Source organism: Nocardioides sp. (genome assembly GCF_035697785.1).
Lineage (GTDB): Bacteria > Actinomycetota > Actinomycetes > Propionibacteriales > Nocardioidaceae > Nocardioides_B.
On the sequence record NZ_DASSCL010000069.1, the window covers coordinates 22,709 to 47,818 of the forward strand.

Annotated in this window: 21 protein-coding genes; 3 read left to right on the forward strand and 18 right to left on the reverse strand. The window is 72.8% G+C overall.

What is annotated here, in order from left to right; genetic code table 11:
* Positions 1-4: 4 nt before the first annotated feature.
* The 4 genes from VFH10_RS07310 to VFH10_RS07325 form a co-directional block, all read right to left on the reverse strand.
* The gene (locus VFH10_RS07310; protein ID WP_325127433.1) at positions 5-1,027 is read right to left on the reverse strand and encodes an NAD-dependent epimerase/dehydratase family protein; all 1,023 of its coding nucleotides are present in this window, start codon (positions 1,025-1,027) and stop codon (positions 5-7) included.
* A gap of 75 nt (positions 1,028-1,102) precedes the next feature.
* Positions 1,103-1,873 carry a lysophospholipid acyltransferase family protein gene (locus VFH10_RS07315; protein ID WP_325127435.1) on the reverse strand — a complete coding sequence of 257 codons (771 nt, stop codon included), beginning with the start codon at positions 1,871-1,873 and terminating at the stop codon, positions 1,103-1,105.
* Positions 1,874-1,889: 16 nt separating this feature from the next.
* Positions 1,890-2,843, reverse strand: a complete 954-nt coding sequence (locus tag VFH10_RS07320; RefSeq protein WP_325127470.1) for a D-alanine--D-alanine ligase — start codon at positions 2,841-2,843, stop codon at positions 1,890-1,892.
* A gap of 100 nt (positions 2,844-2,943) precedes the next feature.
* Complete coding sequence (locus tag VFH10_RS07325; RefSeq protein ID WP_325127437.1) at positions 2,944-4,260, reverse strand: PLP-dependent aminotransferase family protein; 1,317 nt, start codon at positions 4,258-4,260, stop codon at positions 2,944-2,946.
* A 67-nt stretch (positions 4,261-4,327) separates the two neighbouring features.
* Here VFH10_RS07325 and VFH10_RS07330 point away from each other — a divergent pair, with 67 nt between their 5' ends.
* Positions 4,328-5,005, forward strand: coding sequence for a GNAT family N-acetyltransferase (locus VFH10_RS07330; protein WP_325127439.1), 678 nt, complete (start codon positions 4,328-4,330; stop codon positions 5,003-5,005).
* A gap of 90 nt (positions 5,006-5,095) precedes the next feature.
* On the opposite strand, the gene VFH10_RS07335 is transcribed toward VFH10_RS07330, so the two are convergent.
* From VFH10_RS07335 to VFH10_RS07370, 8 genes are all read right to left on the reverse strand, one after another.
* Positions 5,096-6,241: a peptidoglycan-binding protein gene (locus tag VFH10_RS07335; RefSeq protein WP_325127441.1), complete on the reverse strand. Its 1,146-nt coding sequence runs from the start codon at positions 6,239-6,241 to the stop codon at positions 5,096-5,098.
* A 220-nt stretch (positions 6,242-6,461) separates the two neighbouring features.
* Positions 6,462-6,779, reverse strand: coding sequence for a thioredoxin (gene trxA / locus VFH10_RS07340; RefSeq protein WP_414689846.1), 318 nt, complete (start codon positions 6,777-6,779; stop codon positions 6,462-6,464).
* 106 nt (positions 6,780-6,885) lie between these two features.
* The gene (trxB, locus tag VFH10_RS07345; protein WP_325127445.1) at positions 6,886-7,914 is read right to left on the reverse strand and encodes a thioredoxin-disulfide reductase; all 1,029 of its coding nucleotides are present in this window, start codon (positions 7,912-7,914) and stop codon (positions 6,886-6,888) included.
* A gap of 184 nt (positions 7,915-8,098) precedes the next feature.
* Entirely contained in the window at positions 8,099-8,854 is a 756-nt protein-coding gene (locus VFH10_RS07350) for a hypothetical protein (protein ID WP_325127447.1), read from the reverse strand.
* Positions 8,851-9,639, reverse strand: coding sequence for an RNA polymerase sigma factor SigM (sigM, locus tag VFH10_RS07355; protein ID WP_325127449.1), 789 nt, complete (start codon positions 9,637-9,639; stop codon positions 8,851-8,853). Before sigM ends, VFH10_RS07350 begins: the two co-directional genes overlap by 4 nt.
* Positions 9,636-11,456, reverse strand: a complete 1,821-nt coding sequence (locus VFH10_RS07360; RefSeq protein WP_325127451.1) for a protein kinase family protein — start codon at positions 11,454-11,456, stop codon at positions 9,636-9,638. Before VFH10_RS07360 ends, sigM begins: the two co-directional genes overlap by 4 nt.
* A gap of 129 nt (positions 11,457-11,585) precedes the next feature.
* Positions 11,586-13,286: a murein biosynthesis integral membrane protein MurJ gene (murJ, locus tag VFH10_RS07365; RefSeq protein WP_325127453.1), complete on the reverse strand. Its 1,701-nt coding sequence runs from the start codon at positions 13,284-13,286 to the stop codon at positions 11,586-11,588.
* Complete coding sequence (locus tag VFH10_RS07370; protein ID WP_325127454.1) at positions 13,283-15,562, reverse strand: DUF6049 family protein; 2,280 nt, start codon at positions 15,560-15,562, stop codon at positions 13,283-13,285. The genes murJ and VFH10_RS07370 overlap by 4 nt, the downstream gene beginning before the upstream one ends.
* 188 nt (positions 15,563-15,750) lie before the next feature.
* Here VFH10_RS07370 and VFH10_RS07375 point away from each other — a divergent pair, with 188 nt between their 5' ends.
* Entirely contained in the window at positions 15,751-17,181 is a 1,431-nt protein-coding gene (locus VFH10_RS07375; RefSeq protein ID WP_325127471.1) for a CCA tRNA nucleotidyltransferase, read from the forward strand.
* 4 nt (positions 17,182-17,185) lie between these two features.
* Here VFH10_RS07375 and VFH10_RS07380 read toward each other — a convergent pair whose 3' ends face one another.
* Positions 17,186-17,989: a hypothetical protein gene (locus VFH10_RS07380; RefSeq protein WP_325127455.1), complete on the reverse strand. Its 804-nt coding sequence runs from the start codon at positions 17,987-17,989 to the stop codon at positions 17,186-17,188.
* 59 nt (positions 17,990-18,048) lie between these two features.
* Between VFH10_RS07380 and VFH10_RS07385 the strand changes: the two genes are divergently transcribed.
* Positions 18,049-18,759 (forward strand): AIM24 family protein, encoded by a 711-nt coding sequence (locus tag VFH10_RS07385; RefSeq protein WP_325127458.1) that lies wholly within the window; start codon positions 18,049-18,051, stop codon positions 18,757-18,759.
* 111 nt (positions 18,760-18,870) lie between these two features.
* On the opposite strand, the gene VFH10_RS07390 is transcribed toward VFH10_RS07385, so the two are convergent.
* The 5 genes from VFH10_RS07390 to VFH10_RS07410 all read right to left on the reverse strand — a co-directional run bounded on the left by VFH10_RS07390 (position 18,871) and on the right by VFH10_RS07410 (position 25,029).
* Positions 18,871-19,515: an NADPH-dependent F420 reductase gene (locus VFH10_RS07390; protein ID WP_325127460.1), complete on the reverse strand. Its 645-nt coding sequence runs from the start codon at positions 19,513-19,515 to the stop codon at positions 18,871-18,873.
* A 103-nt stretch (positions 19,516-19,618) separates the two neighbouring features.
* Positions 19,619-22,228, reverse strand: coding sequence for a CHAT domain-containing protein (locus VFH10_RS07395; RefSeq protein WP_325127461.1), 2,610 nt, complete (start codon positions 22,226-22,228; stop codon positions 19,619-19,621).
* Positions 22,229-22,238: 10 nt separating this feature from the next.
* The gene (locus VFH10_RS07400) at positions 22,239-22,757 is read right to left on the reverse strand and encodes a hypothetical protein (RefSeq protein WP_325127463.1); all 519 of its coding nucleotides are present in this window, start codon (positions 22,755-22,757) and stop codon (positions 22,239-22,241) included.
* On the reverse strand, positions 22,754-23,374 hold the full coding sequence (locus tag VFH10_RS07405; protein ID WP_325127464.1) for a sigma-70 family RNA polymerase sigma factor: 621 nt from the start codon (positions 23,372-23,374) through the stop codon (positions 22,754-22,756). The genes VFH10_RS07400 and VFH10_RS07405 overlap by 4 nt, the downstream gene beginning before the upstream one ends.
* Complete coding sequence (locus VFH10_RS07410; RefSeq protein WP_325127466.1) at positions 23,374-25,029, reverse strand: S8/S53 family peptidase; 1,656 nt, start codon at positions 25,027-25,029, stop codon at positions 23,374-23,376. The genes VFH10_RS07405 and VFH10_RS07410 overlap by 1 nt, the downstream gene beginning before the upstream one ends.
* Between the last annotated feature and the right edge of the window lie 81 nt (positions 25,030-25,110).

The window sequence follows — 25,110 nt, forward strand, 5'->3', positions numbered from 1 at the left end:
TCGACTAGCCGGGGAGGGCGGCGAGCAGCTCCCGCTCCCGCTCGGGGGACAGCCCCGCGCGGCGGTCCCGGTCCAGGCCGCACTCGCGCTCCCATGCCAAGGCGGCGCGGACCGAGTCGGCGAGCGGCCGGAACGTCAGGCCCGCGACCCGGGCCGCGGCGTTGGAGCGGGCCATGAACCCGGCGTACTCCGGGCGGGGGAGCCACAGCGGCAGCGAGTCCGGCCCCATCCACGGCTCGACCGACTGCGCCTGCAACCAGGCGTCGTCCACGGCCACCACGTCGACGGGGTGGCCGGCCTCCAGGGCACAGAGGTCGATCAGGGCGCCGATGTTGTGCTCGATCCCGATCGCGTTCACGATGCCTCCCGTCCGCTCCTCCGCGCTGCGGACCAGCCAGCCGGCCAGGTCCTCGACGTCGACGACCTGCAGCGGCTGGTCGCTCGGCGGCGCGAGGACCCGGTCGCCGGCCTCGGCGCGGGCGAGCCGGGCCGGCCAGTAGCCGAACCGGTCGCTGCGGTCGCCATACCCCACGATCAGCCCGGCCCGCGCGACGAGGGCGTCGGGGGCGGCGTCGAGGACCGCCTGCTCGCAGGCCACCTTCGCGGGGCCGTAGGCCTCGGCGGGGGCGAGCCCGTCGCCCAGCCACGGCTCGTGGAGGGCGGCCGACTCGTCCGCACCCTGCTCGCTGTCGTCGGCGTAGACGCTGCAGGTGGAGACGAACACCCAGTGCCCGGCGGAGGGAGCCAGTGCGTCGAGCGCGCCGCGGACGTGCAGCGGCTGCCGGGCCAGGTCGACGACCGCGTCCCAGCGGCGGTCCGCCACCTCTCGATAGGCGGTCGCCGCGTCGTCACGGTCGGCGACCACGTGCTTCGCACCGTCAGGCACCGCGCCGGAGTCGCCGCGCGCGAGGCAGGTGACGGCATGACCGCGGGCCAGCGCGTGCCGGGCGACAGCCCCGCCGAGCCAGGAGGTGCCACCGAGCACCAGGATGTCCAAAGGGGCTGATGAGGTGTCGCTCGCGTTCACCGGGTCAGCAGAGCACGGGCCCTCCCGGGAGCGCCAGACCGGTTCACCGACAGCGGAACGCTCGTCGGACCGAGGTCAGGACTTCGAGGCCCGCTTCGCCGCCCGCTCCCGGGCACGGCGGCGCTGCTCCTCCCGGTCGAGACGCTTGGCCTCCTCGGGCGTGGGGGCGCTCCCGCCGTACGACGCGGGTAGCCACCAGCAGCCGGGGGGCTGCTCCTCCTCGGGGTAGGCGCGGATCGCCTCGTCGAGCATCCGGGACATCTCGGACCGCAGCTGCGCGGTCTCCGCGACCGGCTCCGAACCGGTGGGGTGCAGCGGGGTCCCCACGTGGATGGCGATCGTCTTGCCGCGGCTGAGGTCGCGGGGGTGGTCCTTGGTCATGAGGCGTTGGGTGCCCCAAAGGATCACCGGGATCAGCGGGACACCGGCCTCGGCCGCCAACCGGGTCGCACCGGACTTGATCTCCTTGATCTCCAAGGAGCGGGAGATGGTCGCCTCGGGGAAGATCCCGACGATCTCACCGTCGCGCAGGTAGCGCACGCCCTCGTCGTAGGACGCGAGGCCGTCGGCCCGGTCGACGTTGATGTGGTGCAGGGAGCGCATCAACGGCCCGGCGATCTTGTGGTCGAACAGCTCGCGCTTGGCCATGAAGCGCACCAGGCGCTTGGACGGCTGGGCGGCGTACCCGCCGAGCACGAAGTCGACGTAGGAGATGTGGTTGAAGGCCAGCAGCGCGCCGCCGGTGCGCGGGATGTTGTCGGTGCCGGTCATGACGAAGCGGAGGCCGAGGGCCCGGAAGGCCAGCTTGGCCGCCGCGATCACGGGCGGGTAGGTGAGGTCGCGCACGTCCCGATCCTCCCAGTCAGCCGGCCGGCTGGTCGAGCGGCCCGATCGCGGCATGGACCAGGTCCGCGATCAGCCCCCCGAGCTCCAGCCCGGCGGCCTGGACGGCGAGCGGCACGGTCGAGGTCTCGGTGAGGCCGGGCGCGACGTTGACCTCGAGGAACCAGACCCGGCCGTCGGCGTCGACGATGAGGTCCGAGCGGGACAGGTGCCGCAGTCCCAGCGCCTCGTGGGCGGCCACGGCGACCCGCGCGCACTCGGCGGCGAGGTCGTCGTCGAGCTTGGCCGGTACCACGAACTCGGTGCTGCCCGCGGTGTAGCGCGCGGAGTAGTCGTAGACGCCCCCGTCGGGCAGGATGCCCACCGCGGGCAGGGCGCGCGGGCCCTCGCCGGTGTCGACGACCGGCACGGCCACCTCGTCGCCCTCGACCAGTCGCTCGACCAGCGCGGTGTCGCCGTAGGCGAACGCGTCGACCATCGCGCCCGGCAGCCCGGAAGCGTCGCGCACGACCGTGCAGCCGAGGGCGGAGCCGCCCTTGGCCGGCTTAACGATCAAAGGCAGGCCGACCGAGTCGACGAGGGCCTCCATCACCGCCGCGGCGCCGAGCTCGCGGAACGTCTCCGCCGGCAGGGTCACCGACCGGGGCGTGTGCAGCCCGGCGCGGGCGGCGACCACCTTGGCGACGGGCTTGTCGAACGCGACCCGGGAGGCGGCCGGGCCGGCTCCGACGTACGGCACCCCGACCAGCTCGAGGATCTCGCGCAGCGCACCGTCCTCCCCGGTCTCGCCGTGCAGCAGGGGTACGACGCAGTTGGGCCGGTGCTCACGCAGCCACGACAGCAGGTGCGCGTCGACATCGCGCTCGTCGACCTCGAGCCCGACGTCGCGCAACGCCTCGGCCACCCGGCGACCCGAGCGCAACGAGACGTCCCGCTCGTGGGACAGCCCGCCGGCGAGCACCAGCACGCGCAGCGCTCCCGTGGTCGATCCGCCTGCCCCCGTGGTCGATCCGCCTGCCCCGGTGGTCGATCCGCCTGCCCCGGTGGTTGAGCCCGTCGAAACCATCCGTCTCCTAGCTGAGGTCGCTGTTGGGTGACTCGTAGCCCCGGTGCACGCCGCGCGCGGTCGCGCCGAAGGTCTCGCGCAGCTCCAGCTCGTCGTCGATCACGCCGGTGAGCCGGCGTACCCCCTCCCGGATCCGCTCCGGCGTGGGGTAGCAGTAGGACAGCCGCATGCTCTGCGCCCCGAAGCCGTCGGCGAAGAACGCGGTGCCCGGGACGTAGGCCACCCGGGCCGTCACCGCGCGCGGCAGCATCGCCTTGGCGTCGAGGCCCTCGGGGAGCGTGAGCCAGACGTAGAAGCCGCCGTTGGGGACGTTCCAGCGCGCGGTCGCGGGCATCAGGTCGTCGAGCGCCTCGACCATCGCGTCGCGGCGCTCTCGGTACATCTCGCGGAACTGCTTGATCTGGCCGAGCCAGTCGTGGCTGGTGAGGTACGTCGAGACGGCCAGCTGGGAGAACGCCGGCGGGCACAGCGTCGCCGACTCCTGGGCCAGCACGAGCTTCTCCCGGACGGCGTGCGGCGCCAGCACCCAGCCGACCCGGAACCCGGGCGCGAACGTCTTGGAGAACGACCCGAGGTAGATCACCCCGTCGGCCTCGTCGGCTCGCAGGGCGGGGATCGGCTGGTCGTCGAAGCCGAGCAGGCCGTAGGGGTTGTCCTCCAGCACCAGCACGTCGGCCTCGCGACAGATCTCCAGGATCTCCGTGCGTCGCTCGGCGGTCAGCGTCACGCCGGCCGGGTTGTGGTAGTTCGGGATCGTGTAGAGGAACTTGATCCTCCGGCCCTGCGCTCGGCACGTCGCGATCGCGTCGCGCAGCGCCGCCGGCACGAGGCCGTCGGCGTCCATGGCGACGTGCACCACGTCGCACTCGTAGGCGCGGAACACCCCCAGCGCCCCGACGTACGACGGCGCCTCGCAGATCACCACGTCCCCGGGGTCGCAGAAGATCCTGGTGACGAGGTCGACGGCCTGCTGGGAGCCGACCGTCACCACCACGTCGTCGGGGTGCGCCTCGATGCCCTCGAGCCGCATCACGTCGCAGATCTGCTCGCGGAGGGTGGGGTCGCCCTGGCCGGAGCCGTACTGCATCGCGACGGTGCCGTTGCGCTGCACCAGGTCGTGGATCGCGCGGCCGACCACGTCGAGGGGGAGACCGGAGATGTTGGGCATCCCGCCCGCGAGCGAGACGACCTCGGGCCGGCTGGCAACCGAGAACAGCGCCCGGATCTCGGAGGCGGTCATGCCGTTGGTGCGCGCGGCGTACCGGTCGACGTAGCTGTCGAGCCGGGTGCGACCCGACCCCGATCGGCTGATCTCGCTGGACATCACCACTCCTTGCAGGCGGTTCTAGGATGAAGCATCCTCCGCGTTCTCACCGAACAGGGGTCACGACATGGGACTCGCCGTCACTCGATCGGGCCGTCGGCTCGCCCGGCTCACCCTGGACACGCTCGCGGATCTGCCGGACGACGTGCGCTCGTGCGTCTACTGGGAGCTCGACCCGGTGCGCCGCCAGCGCGCGATCGACTCCGGAGACGCGATCAGCGAGAAGGAGGCGTGGCTGTCGCGCGTGCTCCTCGAGTGGGGCTCCTGCGGACGGGTGGCGTACGTCGACGGGGTGGCGGTCGGGTTCGTCGCCTACGCCCCGGCGCCGTACCTGCCCGGCGCCGAAGCCATGCCCACCGCCCCGATCAGCGAGGATGCCGTGCTGCTGTCCACGGCGCTGGTGCTGCCGGAGCATGCCGGCGGCGGGATCGGGCGGATGCTGATGCAGAGCGTGGTCCGCGACCTGGTGAAGCGCGGCGGTATCCGGGCGGTCGAGGCGTTCGGGGACACCCGGGTCGAGCGCGGGGCGCCGATCGACCACCGCTCCTGCGTGCTGCCGGCCGACTACCTGCTCCGGGTCGGCTTCAAGACCCAGCGTGCGCACGCGCGGTACCCCCGCATGCGCCTCGAGGTGAAGTCCGCGGTGACGTGGAGGACCGAGGTCGAGGCGGCGCTGGAGAAGCTGCTCGGCGTGGTGCGACCGGGTCGTGCGGCGAGGCCCGCCACGGAACGGCACACCCACTGACCCCTGTCACTCCAAGCGCGCGCTTGAAGGTCCCGGGCCGCGCGTCTCAACACCCCGTCCCGCGCGTCTCAACACCCCGCGGGGCGCGTCTCAACGGAGGGCGGCGCGGAGCTCGTCGAAGCGGAGCAGGCCGGTGCGGGTGTCGGTCTCGGGGCTGAGGTACATGCGCTGGACGGCGACGACCACTGCCTCGGCGACGACGTCGCGGAACGCCGGGTCGGCGAGCCGGGCGGCGTCGCCGGGGTTGGTGAGGTAGCCGACGTCGATGCGGACGGCGGGCATCCGGGTGTGCCGGAGCAGGTCGAAGTTCTTGGCGTGTGAGCGGAGGTCGACGAGGTCGGTGCGGGCGACGATCTCGCGCTGGACCAGGCTCGCGAAGCGTTCGCCCGCCGACGACCAGGCGCCGTGGGAGTCGATGCCGAAGAAGTACGTGGAGACGCCCGCCGCGTCGACGTTGCTGGAGGCGTCGACCTGCAGCGAGATGCACAGGTGGGCGTCGGTGCGGTTGGCGAAGGCGGCCCGTTCGACCTCAGGGGCCTCCTCGGCTCCCGCCAGCTTGGTGAGGTACGCCTGCACGCCGGTGGCCACCAGCCGTCCTTCGACGCGCTTCGCGAGGTCGGAGATGATCGCCTCGGCGTCGTCGGCCATCGGGCCGGGCGGCATCCGGGTCACGCACGGGTCGATCACGACGATCTTGCCGGTGAGCTGCGGTCCGGCCTTGCGGATCCGCTCCTCCGCGCGCATCGCGTTGGGCCGGCCGCCGCGCACGATGGGGGCGAGCCGCGACAGCGCCTTGAGGGTCGCGGGCCCGCAGGTGCCGTCGGGTGGGACGCCCACGTTGCGCTGGAACTCCCGCACCGCGAGCTCGGTCTGGTGGCCGAACCGGCCGTCGATCCGGCCGACCTGGAACCCGAGGTCGAGCAGCCGCTGCTGCAGCGCGATCACGTCGTCGCCGGAGAGCACGGCGGCGGGGACATGGGTGAGCAGCCGGTCACCGAGTCGCCATCGGGCCTCCTCGAGCGCGCGGTAGGTGTTGGGCCCGACGATTCCGTCGACGGAGAGGCCGCGTTGCTGCTGGAAGGCATGCACCGCGCGGTCCAGGCCCTCGTCGAAGTCCTCGGGACGGACGGCGTCGTGGTCGACGAGCCCCAACCTCTCCAGCCGTGCCCGGATCTCCGCCACGGCCGCACCCGAGTCGCCGCGACGGTAGAGCGGGGCGGCGTGGGCCTCGGTCATGCCGCCTCCTGAGGGGCCGTGGGTGTGCGACGGTCGCGGCGCCGGCATCGGACCGACGTACCCGCTGGACATCTACTCAAAACAGACGCAGCGGGGATGTCAACGGTTCCGGTCGGACTCGCTGACGTCAAGCAGGACGACGAGCGGGCGGCTCACCGATGCCCCCACAGACGAGACGCCCGGGCCGTGCGGCACCGGGCGTCTCGACAGCGTGACAGGGTCAGCCGATGAACTCGCTGAGCTCGTTGAGCAGCGCGGCCTTGGGCTTGGCGCCGACGATCTGCTTCACGACCTCGCCGTTCTGGTAGACGTTGAGGGTCGGGATGCCGGTGACGCGATAGGTCGCCGGGGTGACCGGGTTCTCGTCGACGTTCATCTTCACGAACGTGAGCTTCTCCCCGTGGGCCTCGTTGATCTCCTTGAGGATCGGGTCGACCTGGCGGCACGGACCGCACCACTCGGCCCAGAAGTCGACGAGCACGGGCTTGTCGGACTTGAGCACCTCGGCCTCGAAGTCGGCGTCGGTCACGGCTTGCATGTCGGCCACTGGATCTCCTTCGGTTCTGTCTTCGACGAGTAAGTCTGTGCAGTGAACACGAGGCCGGGGACGTTTCTTCCCCGTCGCTGCACGGGTCGAGCGGGGGTCAGGCGCCGGCGGTCTGGACCTGCGCGACGATGGCGGCGGCCTCGTGGGCCGTCTCGTCGGCGTCGCCGGCGGTGGAGGCGTGGTGGTCGAGCGCGGCGAGGTAGCGCTCCGCGTCGAGGGCGGCCGCGCAGCCGGTGCCCGCGGCGGTGACCGCCTGCCGGTAGTGGTGGTCGACCAGGTCGCCGCAGGCGAACACGCCGGCGAGGTTGGTGCGCGTGGACGGCTGGTCGACGAGCACGTAGCCCTCGTCGTCGAGGTCGACCTGGCCGACGACCAGCTCCGAGCGCGGGTCGTGGCCGATCGCGATGAACAGTCCGGTGGCGTCGAGGTGGCGCTTCTCGCCGGTCACCGTGTCGACCAGGGTGAGCCCGGTGAGCTTGTCGTCGCCGTGGATCGCCTCGACGGCGGAGTTCCAGGCGAACTCGATCTTCGGGTCGGCCTTCGCGCGCTCCTGCATGATCGCGGAGGCGCGCAGCTCGTCGCGGCGGTGGATCAGCGTCACCCTGGAGCCGAAGCGCGACAGGAACGTCGCCTCCTCGACCGCCGAGTCACCGCCGCCCACGACCGCGATGTGCTGCTCGCGGAAGAAGAACCCGTCGCAGGTGGCGCACCAGCTCACGCCGTGGCCGGACAGCCGCTCCTCGTCCGGCAGGCCGAGCTTGCGGTAGCCCGAGCCCATCGCCAGGATCACCGCACGCGCCTCGTGGGTCGCGCCCGAGCCGTCCTTGACGACCTTGACGTCGCCAGTGAGGTCCATCGCGGTGATGTCGTCGGCGACCAGCTCGGCGCCGAACCGCTCGGCCTGCGCCCGCATGTTGTCCATCAGCTCCGGGCCCATGATCCCGTCGCGGAAACCGGGGAAGTTCTCCACGTCGGTGGTGGTCATCAGCGCGCCGCCGGCCGTGACCGAACCCTCGAAGACGAGCGGCCGGAGGTTCGCACGGGCGGCGTACACCGCCGCGGTGTAGCCGGCCGGGCCGGACCCGACGATGATGACGTTGCGGAGATCAGACGACTCTGACGACATGGTGGGCGGTGCTCCCTGCGGGTGAGACGGGTTGCGGTGTGCGCGGTGGATGCGACGCGTGATCGGGCTGTGGCCGCAGCAACAGTGGCTACTGGTGCAAACCGATCCTAGGTGCCGGTCATTCCCCGAGCATGCCCGGCTCGCCCACGCGGGACACGTGTGGCGACCGTGTGCCGGCCGGTGATCAGCGGGTCGGAACGGTCGTCGCGGCGAGCAGTGCGGTGGCATCGTCACAGGCGTAGATCTGCGCCTCGCGCGTCCCACCTGCCGCAGCCTGTAGCACCAGCGTGGCCGGCTCGCCGTCGAGCCGGACAGGGGCCACGACGTCACCCGCCTCCGCCGCGGGTACGACGCAGGGGGCGATCGTGGCAAGTCGCCTGCGGGCCTCGCCAGGCTCCACGGAGTCGGCCCGGTCGCCCGTAACGCCCTCCCGGGACGACGGGGCGGGGGCCAGCGCGGCCACCCGGGCCACGTCGCGGTCGAGGTTCGCGGTGGCGACGTCCTGCCGGTCTCCGGCGAGCAGCAGCACGCCGTCGGGCACCGATGCAAGGGTGCCGGCGTCGGCTCCCCCGGCAGCGTCCCCGGCAGAATCTTCACGGGCCGCCTCGGGGGCGCTCTCCGGAGCGGCCGCGGCGGAGTCGGACACGGCCGCACCCGACTGCGCGGAGTCCGAGTCGCTGCCGGTCAGGTCGGCCATCGTGCCGAGTGCGACGCCGACGACCGCCACGCTCGCCGCCGCGACCAGGCCGGTGGTGACCCGCCGGCGCCGGCGTCGGGCCGCCAGCTCGTCGCCGGAGGCGGGAGCGGCGGCCGACGTCCGCTCGGCCACTAGGTCGGCCAGCCTCGCGTCGAGCCGGGTGGCCACCTCGGGCGGCAGCGGGCCCTCCGGTGGCAAGGACCCCAGGAGACGACGCACCTGCTCCTCCTGCTCGGGGGTCACGGGCTGCTCACCTCCTGGTCTGGCTGGTCGGGGTCGGGCTCGGGTGCGGACGGGTCGTGCGGGGCGGACGGTGGCGCGTTCGCCGCGGCCGGCGTACCGGCACCCGGATCCGGGGTTGCCGATCTGACGCGTGGGGACCCGGGCCGGTTCCGCGTGTCGGGTCCGGGGGCGAGGCCGGCGAGCAGCGGCACCAGCCGGGCCCGGCCGCGCGAGCAGCGGCTCTTCACGGTCCCGGGGGCGCACTCGAGGATGGCCGCGGTCTCCTCGACCGAGTAGCCCTCCATGTCCACGAGCACCAGCGCCGACCGCTGCTCGGCGGGGAGGGTCTCGAGGGCCGCCAGCACCGTGGCGCGGCGCTCCGCGGCCAAGGCGCGGTCCGCGGGGTCCTCGGTGCCGGAGGTGCCCTGGGTGCTGGTGACCAGGGCACCGCGGTCGGCGTGGTCGTCCAGGTCGTCGGGGAGCGGCTCGGCCAGCCGGACCTTGCGTCGCCGGAGCCGGTCGAGGCAGGCGTTCACGACCACCCGGTGCAGCCAGGTGGTCACCGCGGCGTCCCCGCGGTAGGACTCGGCGCGACGGAAGGCGGCGACCATGGCGTCCTGGAGCGCGTCGGCGGCCTCCTCGGGGTCGCCGGTGGTGCGCAGCGCGACGGCCCAGAGCCGGTCCCGGTGCCGGCCGAAGAGGGTGCCGAACGCGTCGGGGTCGCCGGCGACGTGGGCGGCGAGCAGTGCCCGGTCCTCGGGGCCCGCTGCGTCGCCCGGGCCCGGGGAGGCGGTCGGCTCGTTCACGAGCGGACGACGACCTCCGCGACCTGTCCGCGGAAACCGCCGTCGACGGCCGGCAGCTCGGTGAGCCAGACCAGCAGGAACTGTGTGGTGACCGGCCGGTCCGGCGCCAGCGTGACGTCGGTGCCGGCGCCGGCCTCCTCGGCGAGCACCCGCATCTGCTCGGGCGAGGTCGGTGCGGCGCTCGCGTCGGGAGCCGCCCTGAGCTCGAGGTCGGTGCCGGCCCCGATCATGGTGAGCCGCACGTCGGACACCTCGGTCGGCTCGCCGAGGTCCACCATCAGGCCGACGCCGGACTTCTGCAGGCTCAGCGGGTCGAAGTACGTGCTGGTGCGCCACGCGGTCGCCGGGTTGCCGTCGACGGCGAGGGGGACCGTGTCGGGGTTCTCCTCCTGACCGTCGCCCTCGGGGTCGAAGTCGGAGAGGTTGCTCGCGTCGAGCGCCAGGGCCTGCGGCGCCACCTGCGACGGCTCGTCGGAGGTGCTGGCAGCGGCGTCCTCCTCTGGCGTCGTGGAGTCACGGCCCAGGTTGAAGGCGAAGACGATCGCGAGCACCAGGACCATCACCCCGCCGATCGCGATCGCGAGTCGCATCCAGCTGCGGCCGGGCGGCTCGTCGACGTACGTCGCGTGCTCCCGCGGGCCGCCGCCCGAGGTCTCGTCGACGTCGGGTCCCCAGACCTTCGGGATGGTGCCGCTGCCGAAGCCGGTGCTGCGCGGCCGGTCCTGCGGGCCCCGGGGTGCCCGCGGCTGCTCGGAGGCGAACAGGGGCCGGGGTTCGGGGTCGTGGAAGTCCGGCGGCGGAGGTACGACGCGGGTGCGCTCGGTGTCGTCGCGCAGGTCGGCCATGGCCTGCCGCTCGAAGGTGTCGCCGAAGCTCGGGCGCGCGGCCTGGGTGGCCTCGGGGTCCCCGGCCGGGGTGGGACCGGGTGCGGCCTGCGTGGGTGGCCCGCCGTCCGTCGCGAGGGTCGGCACCGCGAAGTCCTCGTCGTCGAGCAGGCTGGGCGGGTCACCGAGCGGCGCCGGGGTGTTCGGGTCGCCGATGTAGTCGCAGAGGGCGGCGTACACCTCGTGTGCCGTCTCGATCGGGGTCACGTGCTGGCGGCCGTCGGGGTTCAGCACCCGCTCGCAGATCGCGTCGAGTGGTCGGGGCACGCCGGCGCGCACCTGCCGCGGCCGCATCGTCCGGCCCTGGTCGACGGGGGCGTCCTGCACGGTCGAGCCCTGGGTGCCGGGCCAGCGGGCGACCAGCCCGGCGTAGAGCAGCGCGGCGAGGTTGACGACGTCGGCCTCGTGCTCCGCGAGCGGGGTGCCGCCGCCCACCCGGATGGACTCTCGGCCGTTGAGCACCGCATCGACGACGAAGCCGATCAGCTTCACGCTCCCGGACTCGGTGATGACGACGTTCTCCGGCAGCAGCCGCCCGTGTGCGATGCCGTGTCGGTGGGCGGTGGAGATCGCCTCGGCCACCTCCTTGGCCACCCAGGCGGCCCGGCGCGGCGAGAGCGGTCCCTCCGCCAGCAGCCGGTCGAGGGAGACACCGTTGCCCCACTCGTTCACGACGTAGGTGTAACCGTCCTCGGTGGCCGCGTCGAGCACCCGGAGCAGGTGGCCGTCGGTGACGGTGGCCGAGGTGCGGGCCGCCGAGACGAGCGCCTCGGCGCGGGTGTCGTCGGAGGAGATCACGTGCACGGCGACGTTGCGGGCCAGGATCCGATCGGTGGCGCGCCAGAACTTGGCGCCCTGGGTCTCGTCGAGGAGGTCCTCGAGCACGAATCGCCCGGCGAGCACGCTGCCCGGCCCGATCTCTGTCTGCGCCACGACCCTCTCTTCCGCTGCTCGTCAGCACCGGGTCACCCAGTCGCCCGGCCTGTTCGCCATGTTAGGGCGTGCCTGCCAACGGCTCCTTCACGGCCGAGCCACGGCTGAGTCACGGCGGGGACGACGCGGTCACCGACGGAAGCGGCCGGTCACGAGGCGCAGTACGGCGGTGACCTCTCCCAGGTGAAGTACCCGGCTCATCCCCAGGTACACGGCCGCGCCGGCGATCGTGACGACCGTCACGACCAGCACGGCGGCGAGCTTCCCGTCGGCCGGGAGCACCTGCTCGAGGCCCTGCCGGACCGCCCAGCCGGCCAGCCCGGCGACCCCGACGGCGACCAGGAGGCGGAGCCCGAACCGGGCCAGCGCACCGGTCTCCAGGCCGCCCAGCACGTGCCGCAGCCAGAGGTAGGACACCAGCACGCCGGCCAGGTACGCGCCGCCGTAGGCCAGCACCAACCCGAACGCAGTGCCCTCGGTGCCGAGGCTGCGGGTCAGGGCCAGCGCGAGCACGATGTTGGTCCCGGCGATCACGCACTGGATCCAGAACACGGTGCGGGTGCGCTCGAGCGAGAAGAAGCCACGCAGGATCAGGTAGTGGCTGGTGAAGAGCACGAGGCCCGGGGCGAACAGCGCCAGGGCGAGGGCGGTGTCGGGGTACGTCGAGGTGGCCGCGCCGTACCCCCAGATGAGGCTGGCCAGGTCGAGGGCGACGATCGGGATCAGCACCGCGACCGGCACGATCAGGGCGAGCGCCTGGCGCAGCGTGGACGCCACCCCCTGCGACACCGCGCCGAGGTCGCCGTCGGCGGCGCTGGCCGAGAGCCGCGGGAGCATCGCGGTCGCCAGCGACACCGTGATGATCGCGTGCGGGACCATGATCACCAGGAAGGCGCTGGAGTAGATCGAGTAGCCGGTGCCGCTCCCGCCACCCGCGGCGCCGGCGACCGCATCCGCCGTGCCGCTGGACGCGAGGTTCACCACGACCGTGTAGGCGACCTGGTTGACCACCACGAACAGCACCGTCCACACACCCAGCCGGAGGGTGTGCCCCAGCCCGGTGCCGCGGAAGTCGTAGCGGGCCCGGTAGCGGAAGCCGACCGCACGCAGGTAGGGCAGCAGCACCAGGAACTGGGCGACGATGCCCAACGTCGACCCGAGCCCCAGCAGCAGCTCCTGCCCGGGGGTGAAGCCGCCGGTGAGCTCCTTGCCGGCGGCCGGGCCGAACAGGAACAGGTACGCCACCAACGCGCCGATCGAGAGGATGTTGTTGGCGATCGGGGCCCACATCATCGGGGCGAACCGGCCCCGCGAGATCAGGATCTGCCCGAGCAGCACGAACATCCCGTAGAAGAACACCTGGGGCAGGCAGTAGCGGGCGAACGCGATCACGGATGCGCGCTGCTCGGCGAGCTCGGGGGTGAAGAACGCGTCGGCGAGGAACAGCCGCATCAGCAGCGGGGCCGCGATCACGAGCACGGCGGTCACGACGGCGAGGAACAGGCCGGCGAGGGTCACGATGCGCTGGGCGTAGGCCTCACCCCCGTCCGCGTCGTTCTTCATCGCGCGGACCAGCTGGGGCACCAGCACGGCGTTGAACAGGCCGCCCGCCAGCAGGATGTAGAGCATGTTCGGCACCGTGTTGGCGATGTTGAACACGTCGGCGTGCAGCTCGAAGCCGATCGCGGCGGCCAGCAGTGCGTTGCGCACGAAACCGCTGAGCCGGGAGACCACGGTGCCGGCGGCCATCACCGCGCTCGCGGACAGCAGCGTGCTGTCCGCGCGAGGCTCGGGGGTCGTGCCCGCGGCCTCGCCGGGTGCGCTGCTCACGAAGTCGCTCCCTCGACGGGACGGCTCGCCTGCTGCTCCCCGTCACCGCCAGGGCCGGTGCCCGGGTCGTCGCCGGGGTCGTCCGGCCCGCCCGCCCGCCGCGCCGCCGCGGCGCGCACCCGGCGGACCAGCCGGATCACGATCGCCACGGCCAGCACCGCGAAGCCGAGGCCGACCACGATCCACACGAACGTGCCGACGTTGCTGGTGCGCACCGTGAACTGGGTGTCGGCACCCAGCCGCGAGCCCTGCTCCGTGGTCGCGGCGATGGTCACGGTGTGCACGCCGATGCTGTTCGCGTCGGCCTGCAGCCGGATCGGCGCGCGCTCCCCGGGACCGAGGTTGATCGGCTCGGGGGTGGCGATGGTCAGCTCGGGGTCGCGGGTGGTCGCCTCGAGCCCGACCGTGACGGGCACGTCGAGCCCGTTCTCCACGGTGATCGAGATCGGCCCGGTCTGGCTGGTCATCCGCACGAACGGCGGCCCGTCGACGTTCACCTCCTGCCACGTGCGGCGTACCGACACGGCGGCGTTGCGGGTGCGGTTCAGCGCGGCCCCCGGGCGACGACGGACGAAGTACGACGACGCGAGCATCCCCTGCTTGGCGAGCTCGTCGGCGACCGAGTCGTTGTCGGACAACAGCTCGGCGTACACGCGGCCCACCTCACCGAGCTCCCGGGTCGCGAGCTGGTTGGCCAGCGGCACGTGGAGGTCGCGCTGGGACGCGGGGTAGAGCGGCGCCTGGTCGCTGGCCGGGAACGGCCCGTCCGCGAGCAGCTCGTCGAGATCGATCTGCCGCAGCCAGGGCTGGTCGAGGCCGCCGAAGAAGTCGGCCGTCTGCCAGTCCTCGCCGGGGTCGAACCCCGACGGCAGGGTGACCACAACGGGCTGGCGGGTGTCACCGGCGAGCGCCGTGAGCGCGAGGTCGGACAGGATCCGCTGCCGGAGCGCGAGCAGGTTGGTCCGGCTCTGCGGGCCGGGTCCCCCGCTCGCGGCCGCGGTGTCGGTGAGCACCACCCGGGTGCCGTCCGGACGGCTCACCACCGTGTCCTCCACGGTCGGCATCGCGAGGTCGCTCATCAGCACGGCGGTGTCGGGAGCGACGCGGGAGAGGGCCCGGCCGGGCAGGTAGCCGGCGGGCGGGGCGACGGCGGGCGTCATCTCCACCTCGAGGCCGGCCATCGTGTCGGCGCTGAGCCGCTGCGCCTGCCGCACGGTGCCGTGCAGCTGGTTGCCGTTGAAGGCGGGCACGTCCACGTCGCCGTACGGAAGGGCGAGCACGGCGTCGTCCTGCACGTCCGCGACGAACGCGTCGAGCCAGGAGCGGGCGTTCTCGGCCTCGGCGGACGGCTCGTCGGTCTCCTCGTCGTCCGAGCCCTCGGAGTCCCCGGGGTCGGCGGTCTCGCTCGGGGACTCCGACGCGGACTCCGACGGCTCGTTCTGGCCGGGACCGGTGCCGTCCGGACCGATGAACCGCGGCGGGTCGTCGGCGGCGACGGACCCCACCGCGTCGAGGACCGCGGGGTCGACCAGCCAGGACAACGGCCCGCTCGACCCGGCCGCGAACTGCCCGATCCGGCCCAGGCGGCCGTCACTGACCAGCGAACGCTGCCAGTGGCCGAGCCCGAGCAGGCTCCCGTCGGCGCCCCGGCGGACCCGCTCACGCAGCGGCACCACGATGCCCAGGTCGGCGGTGGGGGCGGTCGCCGGCACGAGGGGCATGAACGACCGGGCACGGCCGGCCGCCAGACCGGTGCGAACCCCGTCGACCGCACCGAGCACGTGGGCGCCGACCCAGTAGACGCCCGGGTCGCCGGTGATCGCGAGGTCCCTGCGGCGCACGGTGACGGAGTACGACGTGGTCTCCCCCGGTTCGAGGTCGCCGATCTCGTCGAAGCGGCCCTCGGGCGTCACCCGGGGTCCGACGTCGGTCTCGGGGTCGGTCGTGACCGCCTCGGCGAGGGAGGCGCGTGAGGTGATCGGTGACTGAGAGTGGAACAGGTAGACCTGGAGGTCGGTGTAGGTGTCCTCGCTGCGGTTGGTGACCTCCCCCCGGATCGTGATCGGGCCGCTCTGCGGGATCACCGACGGGGTCAGGGTGTCGAGCGTGACGCCGAGGGGACTGTCGTCCACGCCCCCACGCGGCAGCGCAGCGGCCGGTGCGGTCGCGCCCGGCGCGAATCCCAGGGTCAGCGCCAGCGCGACGGCGGCGACGACCCCGGCCAGCACGCCGCGCGCAAGGCATGCGGCAGCGCGCGCGATCACGGGGCGGGTCACACGGGCAAGGCTAACCATCCGGATCGACCGCGACGCCGTACGGCCTGCGCGTCGCCGGCCCGGCGGTCGCCGGGCCGGAGCGGGCGCGATCGGGTGGCCGCCGGTCACGGATAGAGTGGCCTCCCGTGTCCGAGCCCTCCTCCCCGAACGCTCTCGCGCCCGCGGTGACGCTGCCCAGCGTGCCCGAGATGCAGCAGCGGGCCCTCGCCGCGCTCGACGCGATCGCGACGGTCACCGACGAGCTCGGCTCCCGGTTCGCCGCCGCCGGCGAGCAGATCGCCCTGGTCGGCGGCCCGGTCCGCGACGCGATGCTGGGCCGCCTGCACAACGACCTCGACTTCACCACCTCCGCACGCCCGGACACCACCGAGCGGCTGCTCAAGGGCTGGGCCGACGCGACCTGGGACATGGGTCGGGCGTTCGGCACGATCGGGGCCCGCAAGGGCGACTACCAGGTGGAGATCACGACCTACCGCTCCGAGGAGTACGACGCGGCCTCGCGCAAGCCAACCGTGGACTTCGGGGACACCCTGGCGGGCGACCTGGGCCGCCGCGACTTCACGGTCAACTCGATGGCGGTCACGCTGCCCGGGAACACCGTCGAGGACCCGTTCGGCGGGGTGGTCGACCTCGCGCACGGCCTGCTCCGCACGCCCGGGCGGCCCGAGGACTCGTTCTCCGACGACCCGCTGCGGATGATGCGGGCGGCCCGGTTCGCCGCCCAGCTCGGCTTCGCCGTCGACCCGGCCGTCGTGACCGCGATGACGGGGATGGCCGGCCGGATCGAGATCGTCTCCGCGGAACGGGTCCGCGACGAGCTGGTGAAGCTCGTCTGCGCGCCGTACCCCCGTCGTGGCCTGACGCTGCTGGTCGAGACCGGCCTGGCCGACCACGTGCTGCCCGAGCTGCCCGCGCTGGCGCTCGAGCGCGACGAGCACCACCGGCACAAGGACGTCTACGAGCACACGCTGATGGTGCTGGAGCAGAGCATCGAGCTCGAGGACCGGCTGCCGGGCGGCGGTCCGGACTTCGTGTCCCGGTTCGCCGCGCTGATGCACGACGTCGGCAAGCCGCGCACTCGCCGGTTCCAGGACGACGGCACCGTGACCTTCCACCACCACGACGTGGTCGGCGCCAAGATGACCCGCCGGCGGATGAAGGCGTTGCGGTTCTCCAACGACGAGATCGCCGCCGTGACCCGGCTGGTGGAGCTGCACCTGCGGTTCCACGGGTACGGCGCGGGGGAGTGGACCGACTCCGCCGTGCGGCGTTACGTCCGAGACGCCGGAGACCAGCTCGAGCGGCTGCACGTGCTGACCCGGGCCGACTGCACGACCCGCAACCGGCGCAAGGCGGAGCGGCTGCGGCGCACCTACAACGACCTCGAGACCCGGATCGAGCGGCTCGCCGAGGAGGAGGAGCTCGCCTCGGTCCGGCCCGACCTCGACGGCAACCAGATCATGGAGATCCTCGGTCTTCCGCCGGGGCGCGAGGTTGGCGAGGCCTACCGGCACCTGCTCGAGCTGCGGATGGACCACGGCCCGATGTCCGAGGAGCGGGCCAGGGCGGCGCTGCTCGAGTGGTGGGCCCGGCGGCAGGGCACGCCCGAGGGGACGTAGAGCGTCAGAGCTGGCTGCCGTTGAGGTCGACGGTCTCGAGCTCGTTGCCCCGCGCGTCGTAGGCCGTCGCCTCGATGGCCTCGCGGGTCACCGCCGCCCACCAGACGGTGTCGCCCGGTGACGCGGACTCGGTCGTGAAGGCGGTGACCGTGGAGCCGTTGGCGAGCCGCACCACCACCCGGTCGGTGTCGGTGCCGGGCCGGCCGCCGATCACGACGTTGCCGCCGAGCACCTCGTAGATCTGCGCCTGCATGGCGGTGCCGGGCTCCAGGAACGTGGAGGTCCCCCACGAGCGTGGGTAGGCGAAGTAGGCGTTCGGCTGTCGGGTCAGCAGCGTCGGTGTGCACTCGCCTCGCGGGTCGTCGTACCGGGGCAGGCAGCCGACCACCAGCGCGCCGAGGTTGGTGTAGACCTTGTCGCCCGGCCACAGTCCGTCGGCGATGCCGGCGGCGGCGTACGGCGCCAGGTAGGGGTTCATCGGCAGCAGGCCGCTGACCCCGAGCGGCACCAGCTGGCCGGCCGACTCCCGCGGGTCCACCCGCTGTGAGGGCCGGAAGACGGGTGCGTGCATGTCGGGGGTGAGGAACAGGATCACCCGGTCCTGCAGGATGCTGGCCCCCGGCAGCTCGGCGACCCGCTTCGCACGCTCGGTCAGCGGGAACCGGTCCGGCGGGTCGACGGGCGGCACGAGCGAGAGCAGGTGCCCGACCAGCGGCGGCAGCCCGAGCACGAGCAGCACCGACACCGCGGCCGCCACGACGGTCAGCCGCTGGTGGTCGTGCCGGTTGACCGGCTCGGTCACTGCCACGGGACCTCCCGACCTCCAGCATCTCTCGTGCGCGAACGGTTCGGAATAGGCTCGCGGGCATGAAGAGCGAGCTGTTCGAGCAGTCCAACCTCGAGGTGGAGGGCCGGCAGCGGTTCGGTCTGCAGAACTCCCAGATGCTGCGGGTGGCCCTCGGCGACGACGTGCTCGCCGTCAAAGGCGCGATGGTCGCCTACCAGGGTCAGGTGCAGTTCCTGCACGAGAAGGCCGGCGGCATGAGCAAGCTGATCAAGAAGGTGATGACCAGCGAGGACATGCCGCTGATGCGGGTCACCGGCCAGGGCGAGGTGTTCTTCGCCAACGAGAGCGGCTACGTCTACCTGATCGAGCTCGCCGGGGACGGCATCAGCGTCAACGGCCGCAACCTGCTCGCGTTCGAGGCCGCCCTGCAGTGGGACATCAACCGGGTCAAGGGCGCCGGGATGATGGCCGGCGGGCTGTTCAACACCACCCTGACCGGCACCGGGACGCTCGCGCTGTGCACGGTCGGCAAGCCGGTGGTTCTCGACTGTTCCCAGCAGCCGACCTACGTCGACGTCCAGGCCGCTGTCGCCTGGTCGGCCAACCTGGTGCCGAACGTGGTGTCGAGCATGAAGTTCAAGTCAATGCTCCGCGGCGGTTCCGGCGAGGCGTTCCAGTACGCCTTCCACGGTCCCGGCTTCGTCGTCGTACAGCCCTTCGAGTTCGTGGCGCCGTCCTCCGGTTCCGGCTCCGGCGGCCCCGGTGGTGTGATCGGCGACTTGTTCGGCTGACGGGGGCTGGGGGCCAATTACCACGGGACCGTGGTGAACTGCCGCTTCCCCCTGTGAACTCTCCCCGGGATGCGGACGATTACCACGGTCCCGTGGTAATCCACCCCGGCCTCACCGCACCACCTTGAACTGGAAGTGCGCGGTCCCCAGCGTGCCCATGAGCCGCACCCACAACGGCAGGATCATCTCCACACCGCGCGCACCGACAAGATCACCGAGGTCGATCACGTCTCGGTGCCCGAGCTCGGCCAGCAGGCCGGTCACGACGGCCTTCGCCCCGTCGTCGTCGCCGGCGACGAACGCGGTGTGGTCACCGTCGGCCAGCGACTCGGGGTGCACCATCAGCGCGTTGTTCATCGTGTTCAACGATTTCACCACCCGCGCCTCCGGATGGGCACGCTGCACCTGCTCGGCCAGCGAGTCGGTGTCCTTGACCAGCAGCGTCGGCGGCATGCCCTGGCTGAAGTCGAGCGGGTTCGACAGGTCGAGCAGCACCTTGCCGGACAGGTTGTCGGCGCCGGCCCGGGACAGTACGTCGAGCGTTGCGCCGCCGTTCGTCGCGTTGACGACGAGGTCCGCATCGCGCGCGGCGTCTGCGAACGTCGCGAGCCGAGTCCCCGGTACGTCGGAGTAGTCCTCCCGCGCCCGCGTTGCCTCCGGGTCACGGGTGCCCAACGCGACGTCATGGCCCAGCTCGGCCAGCCGCCCGGCCACGTTCCGTCCGACGGCCCCTGTTCCCAGCACGGCGATCCTCATGAGCCCAGGATCCGCCCGCGACGCACGCACGGCCAGACCCCGATCGAGGGGTCAGCTGTGCAGCGACACGCCGGCGAGAAGCCTGATTACCTGACTCCTCGCGCTACCAGGCGGAGCCGAACGTGACGAAGGGGGCGGGCGCGGGAGCGTCCTGCGCCTCCGCGAGGGCGACCGCGAGGGCCTCCGCCGAGGACGTGCCGCCGGCCATCTCCTCGTGCACACGCTGCATGGTCACGGCCGCCACGTCGTCGCGGACCCGCGCGACGCCGGCCACCACCGACCCGACACCATCGTGCAGCAGCACGTGGGTGAGCCCGAGCCCCTCGTCACCGGGTCGCAGCGTCGCCAGCCCCGCCTCGCAGGCCGAGAGCGTCACACAGCCCGGCATGCCCTGCGCCGGGTCGAGCTCGTAGGCGTACAGCGGACCGTCGACCAGCCGCAGCGAGCTGAAGAGCGGACTGTCGTGCCGGTGGGTGCCGTGCGCCGCGACATGGAGTACGTCGGACCGGGCCAGCGCGTCGCGAGCCGCCGCGGTCGTGGCGGCCTCGCCGGCCAGCAGCTCGGCACCGGGCCAGGTGGTCGCGACCGCGCGCGCCTCCTTCTCGGACTCGTGCAGGCCGGGCCCGGCGAGCGCGACCACGCGCGGCCCTACCGGGCGGGCGATGGTCCGACCGCGCAGCCAGGTCCCCGCTGACGGTGTCACCACCGTCGGCCGCCCCACCCGCGACGGCAGCAGCGACCAGGGCAGCACCGACAGCGGTCCGCTGCAGGAGAGCACCACCGATTCGCCGGCCAGGCCCAGCCCGCTCAGCAGGAGGTCGTCGAGCCGGGCCAGCCCGGAGCGCAGGCTACCGCGCACCGAGTCGGCGATCGGACCGGGCAGGTGCGGCATCGCGAGAGCGTCGAGGTCGGCCCGGACCCGGCGTACCGACTCGGCCACCTCGGTGGTCGACGCGAGTGGCACGAGCGCCGCTCGGGACCGGCGCACCAGCACCGCCAGCCACCGGTCCTGGTGCCTGGCATAGCTGACGAAGGCCGAGCCGGTGTCGCGCACCGCGGACCGGATGTGGGAAAGGTGGGGTGCCTCGACCCCGTCGGCCTCCTCATCTCCCTCGAGCTCCCAGGCCCGGGCCCGGATGTCTCGCTGCAGCGAGGATGCGCGACCGCGGAGCCGGGCGAGCGCGACCGCCGAGTCCGGGTCGCCCTCCAGTACGCGCGCGTCCTCCTCGACCCGTCGGAGAGCGGTGAGCAGCGACGCCGTGCGGGCATCGTCCGGCGGGCGTACCCGCGGCAGCCGTGTGGAGATGGCTCGGGACCGCTCCACCATCGCGAGCACGTCGCCGGGACGGTCGCGGGCGACGGTGATGTCGAGTCCGAGCCTGGCCAGCGCGACACCGTGCACGGCCCCTGCGGTGCGCAGATCGAGCGAGCCGAGACTGCGCTGGAACGAGCCCAGCTCGGCGAGTCCACGGCGCACCTCGGCGAGTGCCCGGCTGTCGTCCCGGTCCAGGCGCGCGGCCAGGGCACGGACCTCCCGCACCTGCAACCGCACCGGCAGGGGGTCGGTGGCACGCAGGCGGGTCGTCGCCCCGCCGGCGGCCTCCCCCGCGGCGAGTCGGCACTCCGAAGCCAGCACCTCCGCCCAGCGGGCCAGGTCGGCGCGGCGTTCCCGCCGACAGCTGGCGGCCAGCTCGTCGGCCCGCTGGGCCAGAGCCAGCAGGGCGGTACGTCGGCCGCCGACAGCCCGGTCGGCCAGGGCCGCTCGTTCGCTACGCAGCACCATGAGCTCCGCCTTGCGCTGCCACCGCAGGTTGCCTCGCCGCTCGAACCGGCGCCGCGCCGACGTCGCGAACGCCCGGGCGAGCTTCGGCTCCTCCGCCGAGAGTGCGCAGTCCGCGCGCACCAGCTCGGTCTCGCCCAGGTCCTGGAACAGCCGCGACTCACGGACCCGTGAGCCCGCCTGGGCGAGGAGCTCGTCGGCGAACCGGACCAGTCCGGCCTCGCGCAGCGCCCGGGCGTGGTCGAGCTGCATGGCCGGGTGCGGTCCGCCGGGGATGGTCCGGGCCGCCTCCTCGTAGGTGGCCAGTGCCCGGGGCAGCCGGCCGGCCAGGAAGTCGATGTAGCCGAGGTTGTGCCGGGCCATCGCGGCCACCCGGGGCTCGTCGGCGGCATCGGCGTACTGAGCGGCCCGGGCGAGGTCGGCACCGGCGCGCTCGAGGTCGGCCTGCTCGAGGTGCAGCACGCCCCGGTTGAGCATGATCAACGCACGGTCGCGCGGAGCCGCCCCGTCGATGAGCGCGACCGCCCGGTCGAAGGCGCCGAAGGCCGCTCGGGTGTCCCCGGACCGGAGCACGACCAGCGCCCGTTGGCCCGCGGACCGCGCCAGCAGGTCGACCGCGCCGATCTCGTGCGCGATCGCGTCGGCCCGGTCGAGCAGCGCCAGGGCGCCGTCCATGTCCCCGCTGACGTCGAAGTGCGGAGCCGCTTCGCTGATGCAGCTGCGCGCCACCACGACCAGTGCGCTCCTGTCGTCGCCGAGCCGCTCGGCCTCCCGGCGTACGACGCGCAGCAGGCGGGCGGCGGTGGCGGCCTGCCCGGCCAGGAAGATCGCGACGGCCCTGTCCACCTCACCGTCCAGCAGCGCGGCATCGAGCCCGGGTCCGGGCACCACACCGGTCGCGGGCTCGGGTGCTCCGTCCGGACCCGTCGCCACGCGGGTGAAACTACAGCTTGAACAGGGGAGTGACTACCAAACCGCCGTCGTCCTCGGTGTCCGTCGGGTGGAAGATCAGCTGCACGAACCCCTCGCGCACGCCGGCCGCGACGAACCGGCCGCTCTCGTCACAGGTCACCTCTCGGTCCGAACCCTGCATCCGCAGGCTCACTCGACGTACGCCGGCGGGGGTGACCCAGCCGTCGATCCGCACCTGTCCGGGGCCGGAGGCCGAGATGGTGACCATCGCCGTGAGCCGTTCGGCGGAGAACGTGAGCGTCTCGGTACGCACGGCGTCCGCCAGGTCTGTGCGCACGGCGAGCGCGTCATCGAGCATCCGGGTCATCTGCGCCACCTCGTCGTACATCGCGTCGAGCGCCAGTGCGAACTGCACCCGCTCGACCAGGTCGGCGGGAACCGGGTCGACGTCGTCGAGCATCGTGGCCACTTCGGCGAGCACGGCCTGGTCAGTAGCGTCGAGGGGTGCGTCGGCCGGGTCGGATCCGCCGTGAGGAGTGAGGTCGGTCATGACAGCTGTCCTTCCCAGTGGGGATCGCCGGCGAGCAGGCCGCGCAACTTTGCGAGGCACCGACCGCGGGTGGGTCCGATGCTGCCGACCGGCATTCCGAGCGACTCCGCGATGAGGGAGTAGTCGGGCCGGTCGGCGAAGGCGATGACGCTGATGAGCTGACGGCAGCGGGCGGGCAGCTCCTGCACGTGGTGCCAGAGCTGACGCTGCTGCTCGTCGCGGAAGACCGTCTCCTCGGGCAGAGACTCCCGCTGATCGGGGAGGTCGAGGGTCTCCTCCGCGTCGACGCCGAAGACGGCGGCGGTGCGGACCACGTCGGTGCGGACCCGCTTGGAGACCCGCCAGGCCTCGCGTCGAGCGGAGATGATCAGCCACTTGACGACGGAGTGCGGGTCACGGATGGTCTCGGCCTTCCGCAGCAAGGAGAGCCAGACCGTCTGCACGACGTCCTCGGCGGCCGAGGTGTCGAGCCCGGTCTCGCGGACGGTGCGCCACAGCAACGGGGTGACCGTCTCGACCAGCTCGTCGAGCGCGGACCGCTCGCCCGCGCGGTACCGGGTGAACGCGTCTGTCGCCCGGCCGACCAGGGTGCCGCCCTCGGGATGCGCGGCGATCATCACGGCCTCCTGCCCTTGAGCTGCTCGAGGATCGTCCGAAGTCGCTCGACTGCCTTGCCTGTCGACGTGTCACGCTCCCCGTCGCGGTAGGCCGTGGCCAGCGCGGAGGCCACCTCTCCGGCGAGGACCGGGGCCGCGAACGACGTACCGCTCCAGACACCGAACCCGGAGATGAAGTCGTCAGGGTCCAGGGAGGAGCGGATCTCGCGGCGCTTGCTGCGCACCGAGTACGTCGGCTCGGCCGAGCCGTTGTAGGTCTCGGGGAACGTGCTGACCAGCGCGGCGCCTGGGCGGAGGTACTTCACCCACGGGCCGTCGTTGCTGAACAGCGCGATCGTGCCGTCCGGGTTGAGGGCGCCGACCGTGCTCACCGGCACGACCGCCGGGTCGTCCTTGACGCGGCCGCGCGGATGCGGGGCGAACGCGGCCGGGAACGCCGGCCGGCTGGTGGCGTCGTTGCCGGAGGAAACCACCACTGCGGCGCCGTAACGCCCGAGCAGCCGCAGCGGACCGAGCAGCAGCGCATCGAAGGCACGGTCCCCCGGTTGCTCGTGGTAGTAGCCGAGCGAGAGGCACACGACGTCGACCGGCTCGTAGCCATTGACGTCCTTGCGGGCCAGGATCTGTCGGAGGGCGAGCCGCTGCAAGCACCCGAGCAGGTCCGCCTCGGCGACTTGACCGTCGTTGCCGTAGGTGGGGATGTCGAGGATCAGTGCCTCAGGGCACTGCTGACGGACGAGCCCGGCCATGAACGTGCCGTGGCCGGCATCGGGCGCGAGCTCGCCGGTCAGCTCGTTGTCGACGCCGCGTAGCCGCTCCTCGGCGGTCAGCACGTCCACACCGACGTCGAGCCGCTCCACCTTGACGTGGTGCTTGACGTAGGAGGCGTCGAGCCACGGGTGCTTGCCGATGCCTGTGTCGAGGATGGCAACGACCGGGCGGGGCGCGTCACCCGCGACGTCGTACGACGGGGTGGGCGGTCGGCCCAGCCAGTCGACCGGCTGCCGGCCGCCCCACCCCGGCATGGCGTACTGGTCGATGCCGTGCCCACCGGTCACCGGATGGCCGCCGGTGACCGGGTGCCCGCCGGTGACCGGGTGCCCGCCGGTCACGGGATGGCCCCCGGTGACCGGGTTGCCGGAGATCATCTCGGCGAACGCCGGGTGCTCGAGAGCAACGTCGTGGCGTCGTGGGGAGCGCTTGCCCACCTTGACGCGGTAGGCCTGCAGCAGCCGCCACGGGTCGATCGGCTGGAACACGGGCTTCTTGGGGTTGAGTGGCACCAGGCGGACCCGGCGCACCCACACGGCGCGCAGGTCCGCGATCTCCGCGTCGCTCAGGTGTCGGGCGGCGCGCTTGAGGGCCGCCTCCTCCGCCTTGGCGACCTGGTCGTCGAACTGGACCCGGAAGCCGGCCTCGGCTGCGACCGCGGCGAGCGCGTCCTCTGTCTCCTTCGCGAAGCCGCGCACGAGGAGTGAGTCGGCGACGAAGGCGGCTGGCTGGACGGTCGGCTGGCCGATCACCTGGTAGGCGGTCAGCGGGTCGAGCACGCGCACGTTGAGGTAGGCCCGCGGGTACTCGCGCAGGTACTTCGGCGTCTCCGACAGTGCCGGAAGCTTGGGTCGCGGCCTGTTCTCGCCGTTCTTCTCCTGCATGCGTCTCCCCGACTCTCGCGTTTGCGTCGGCCCGCCTTTGCGCTGGCCGCCGTCTGTCCCTCGTCCGGAGCATATTGACGC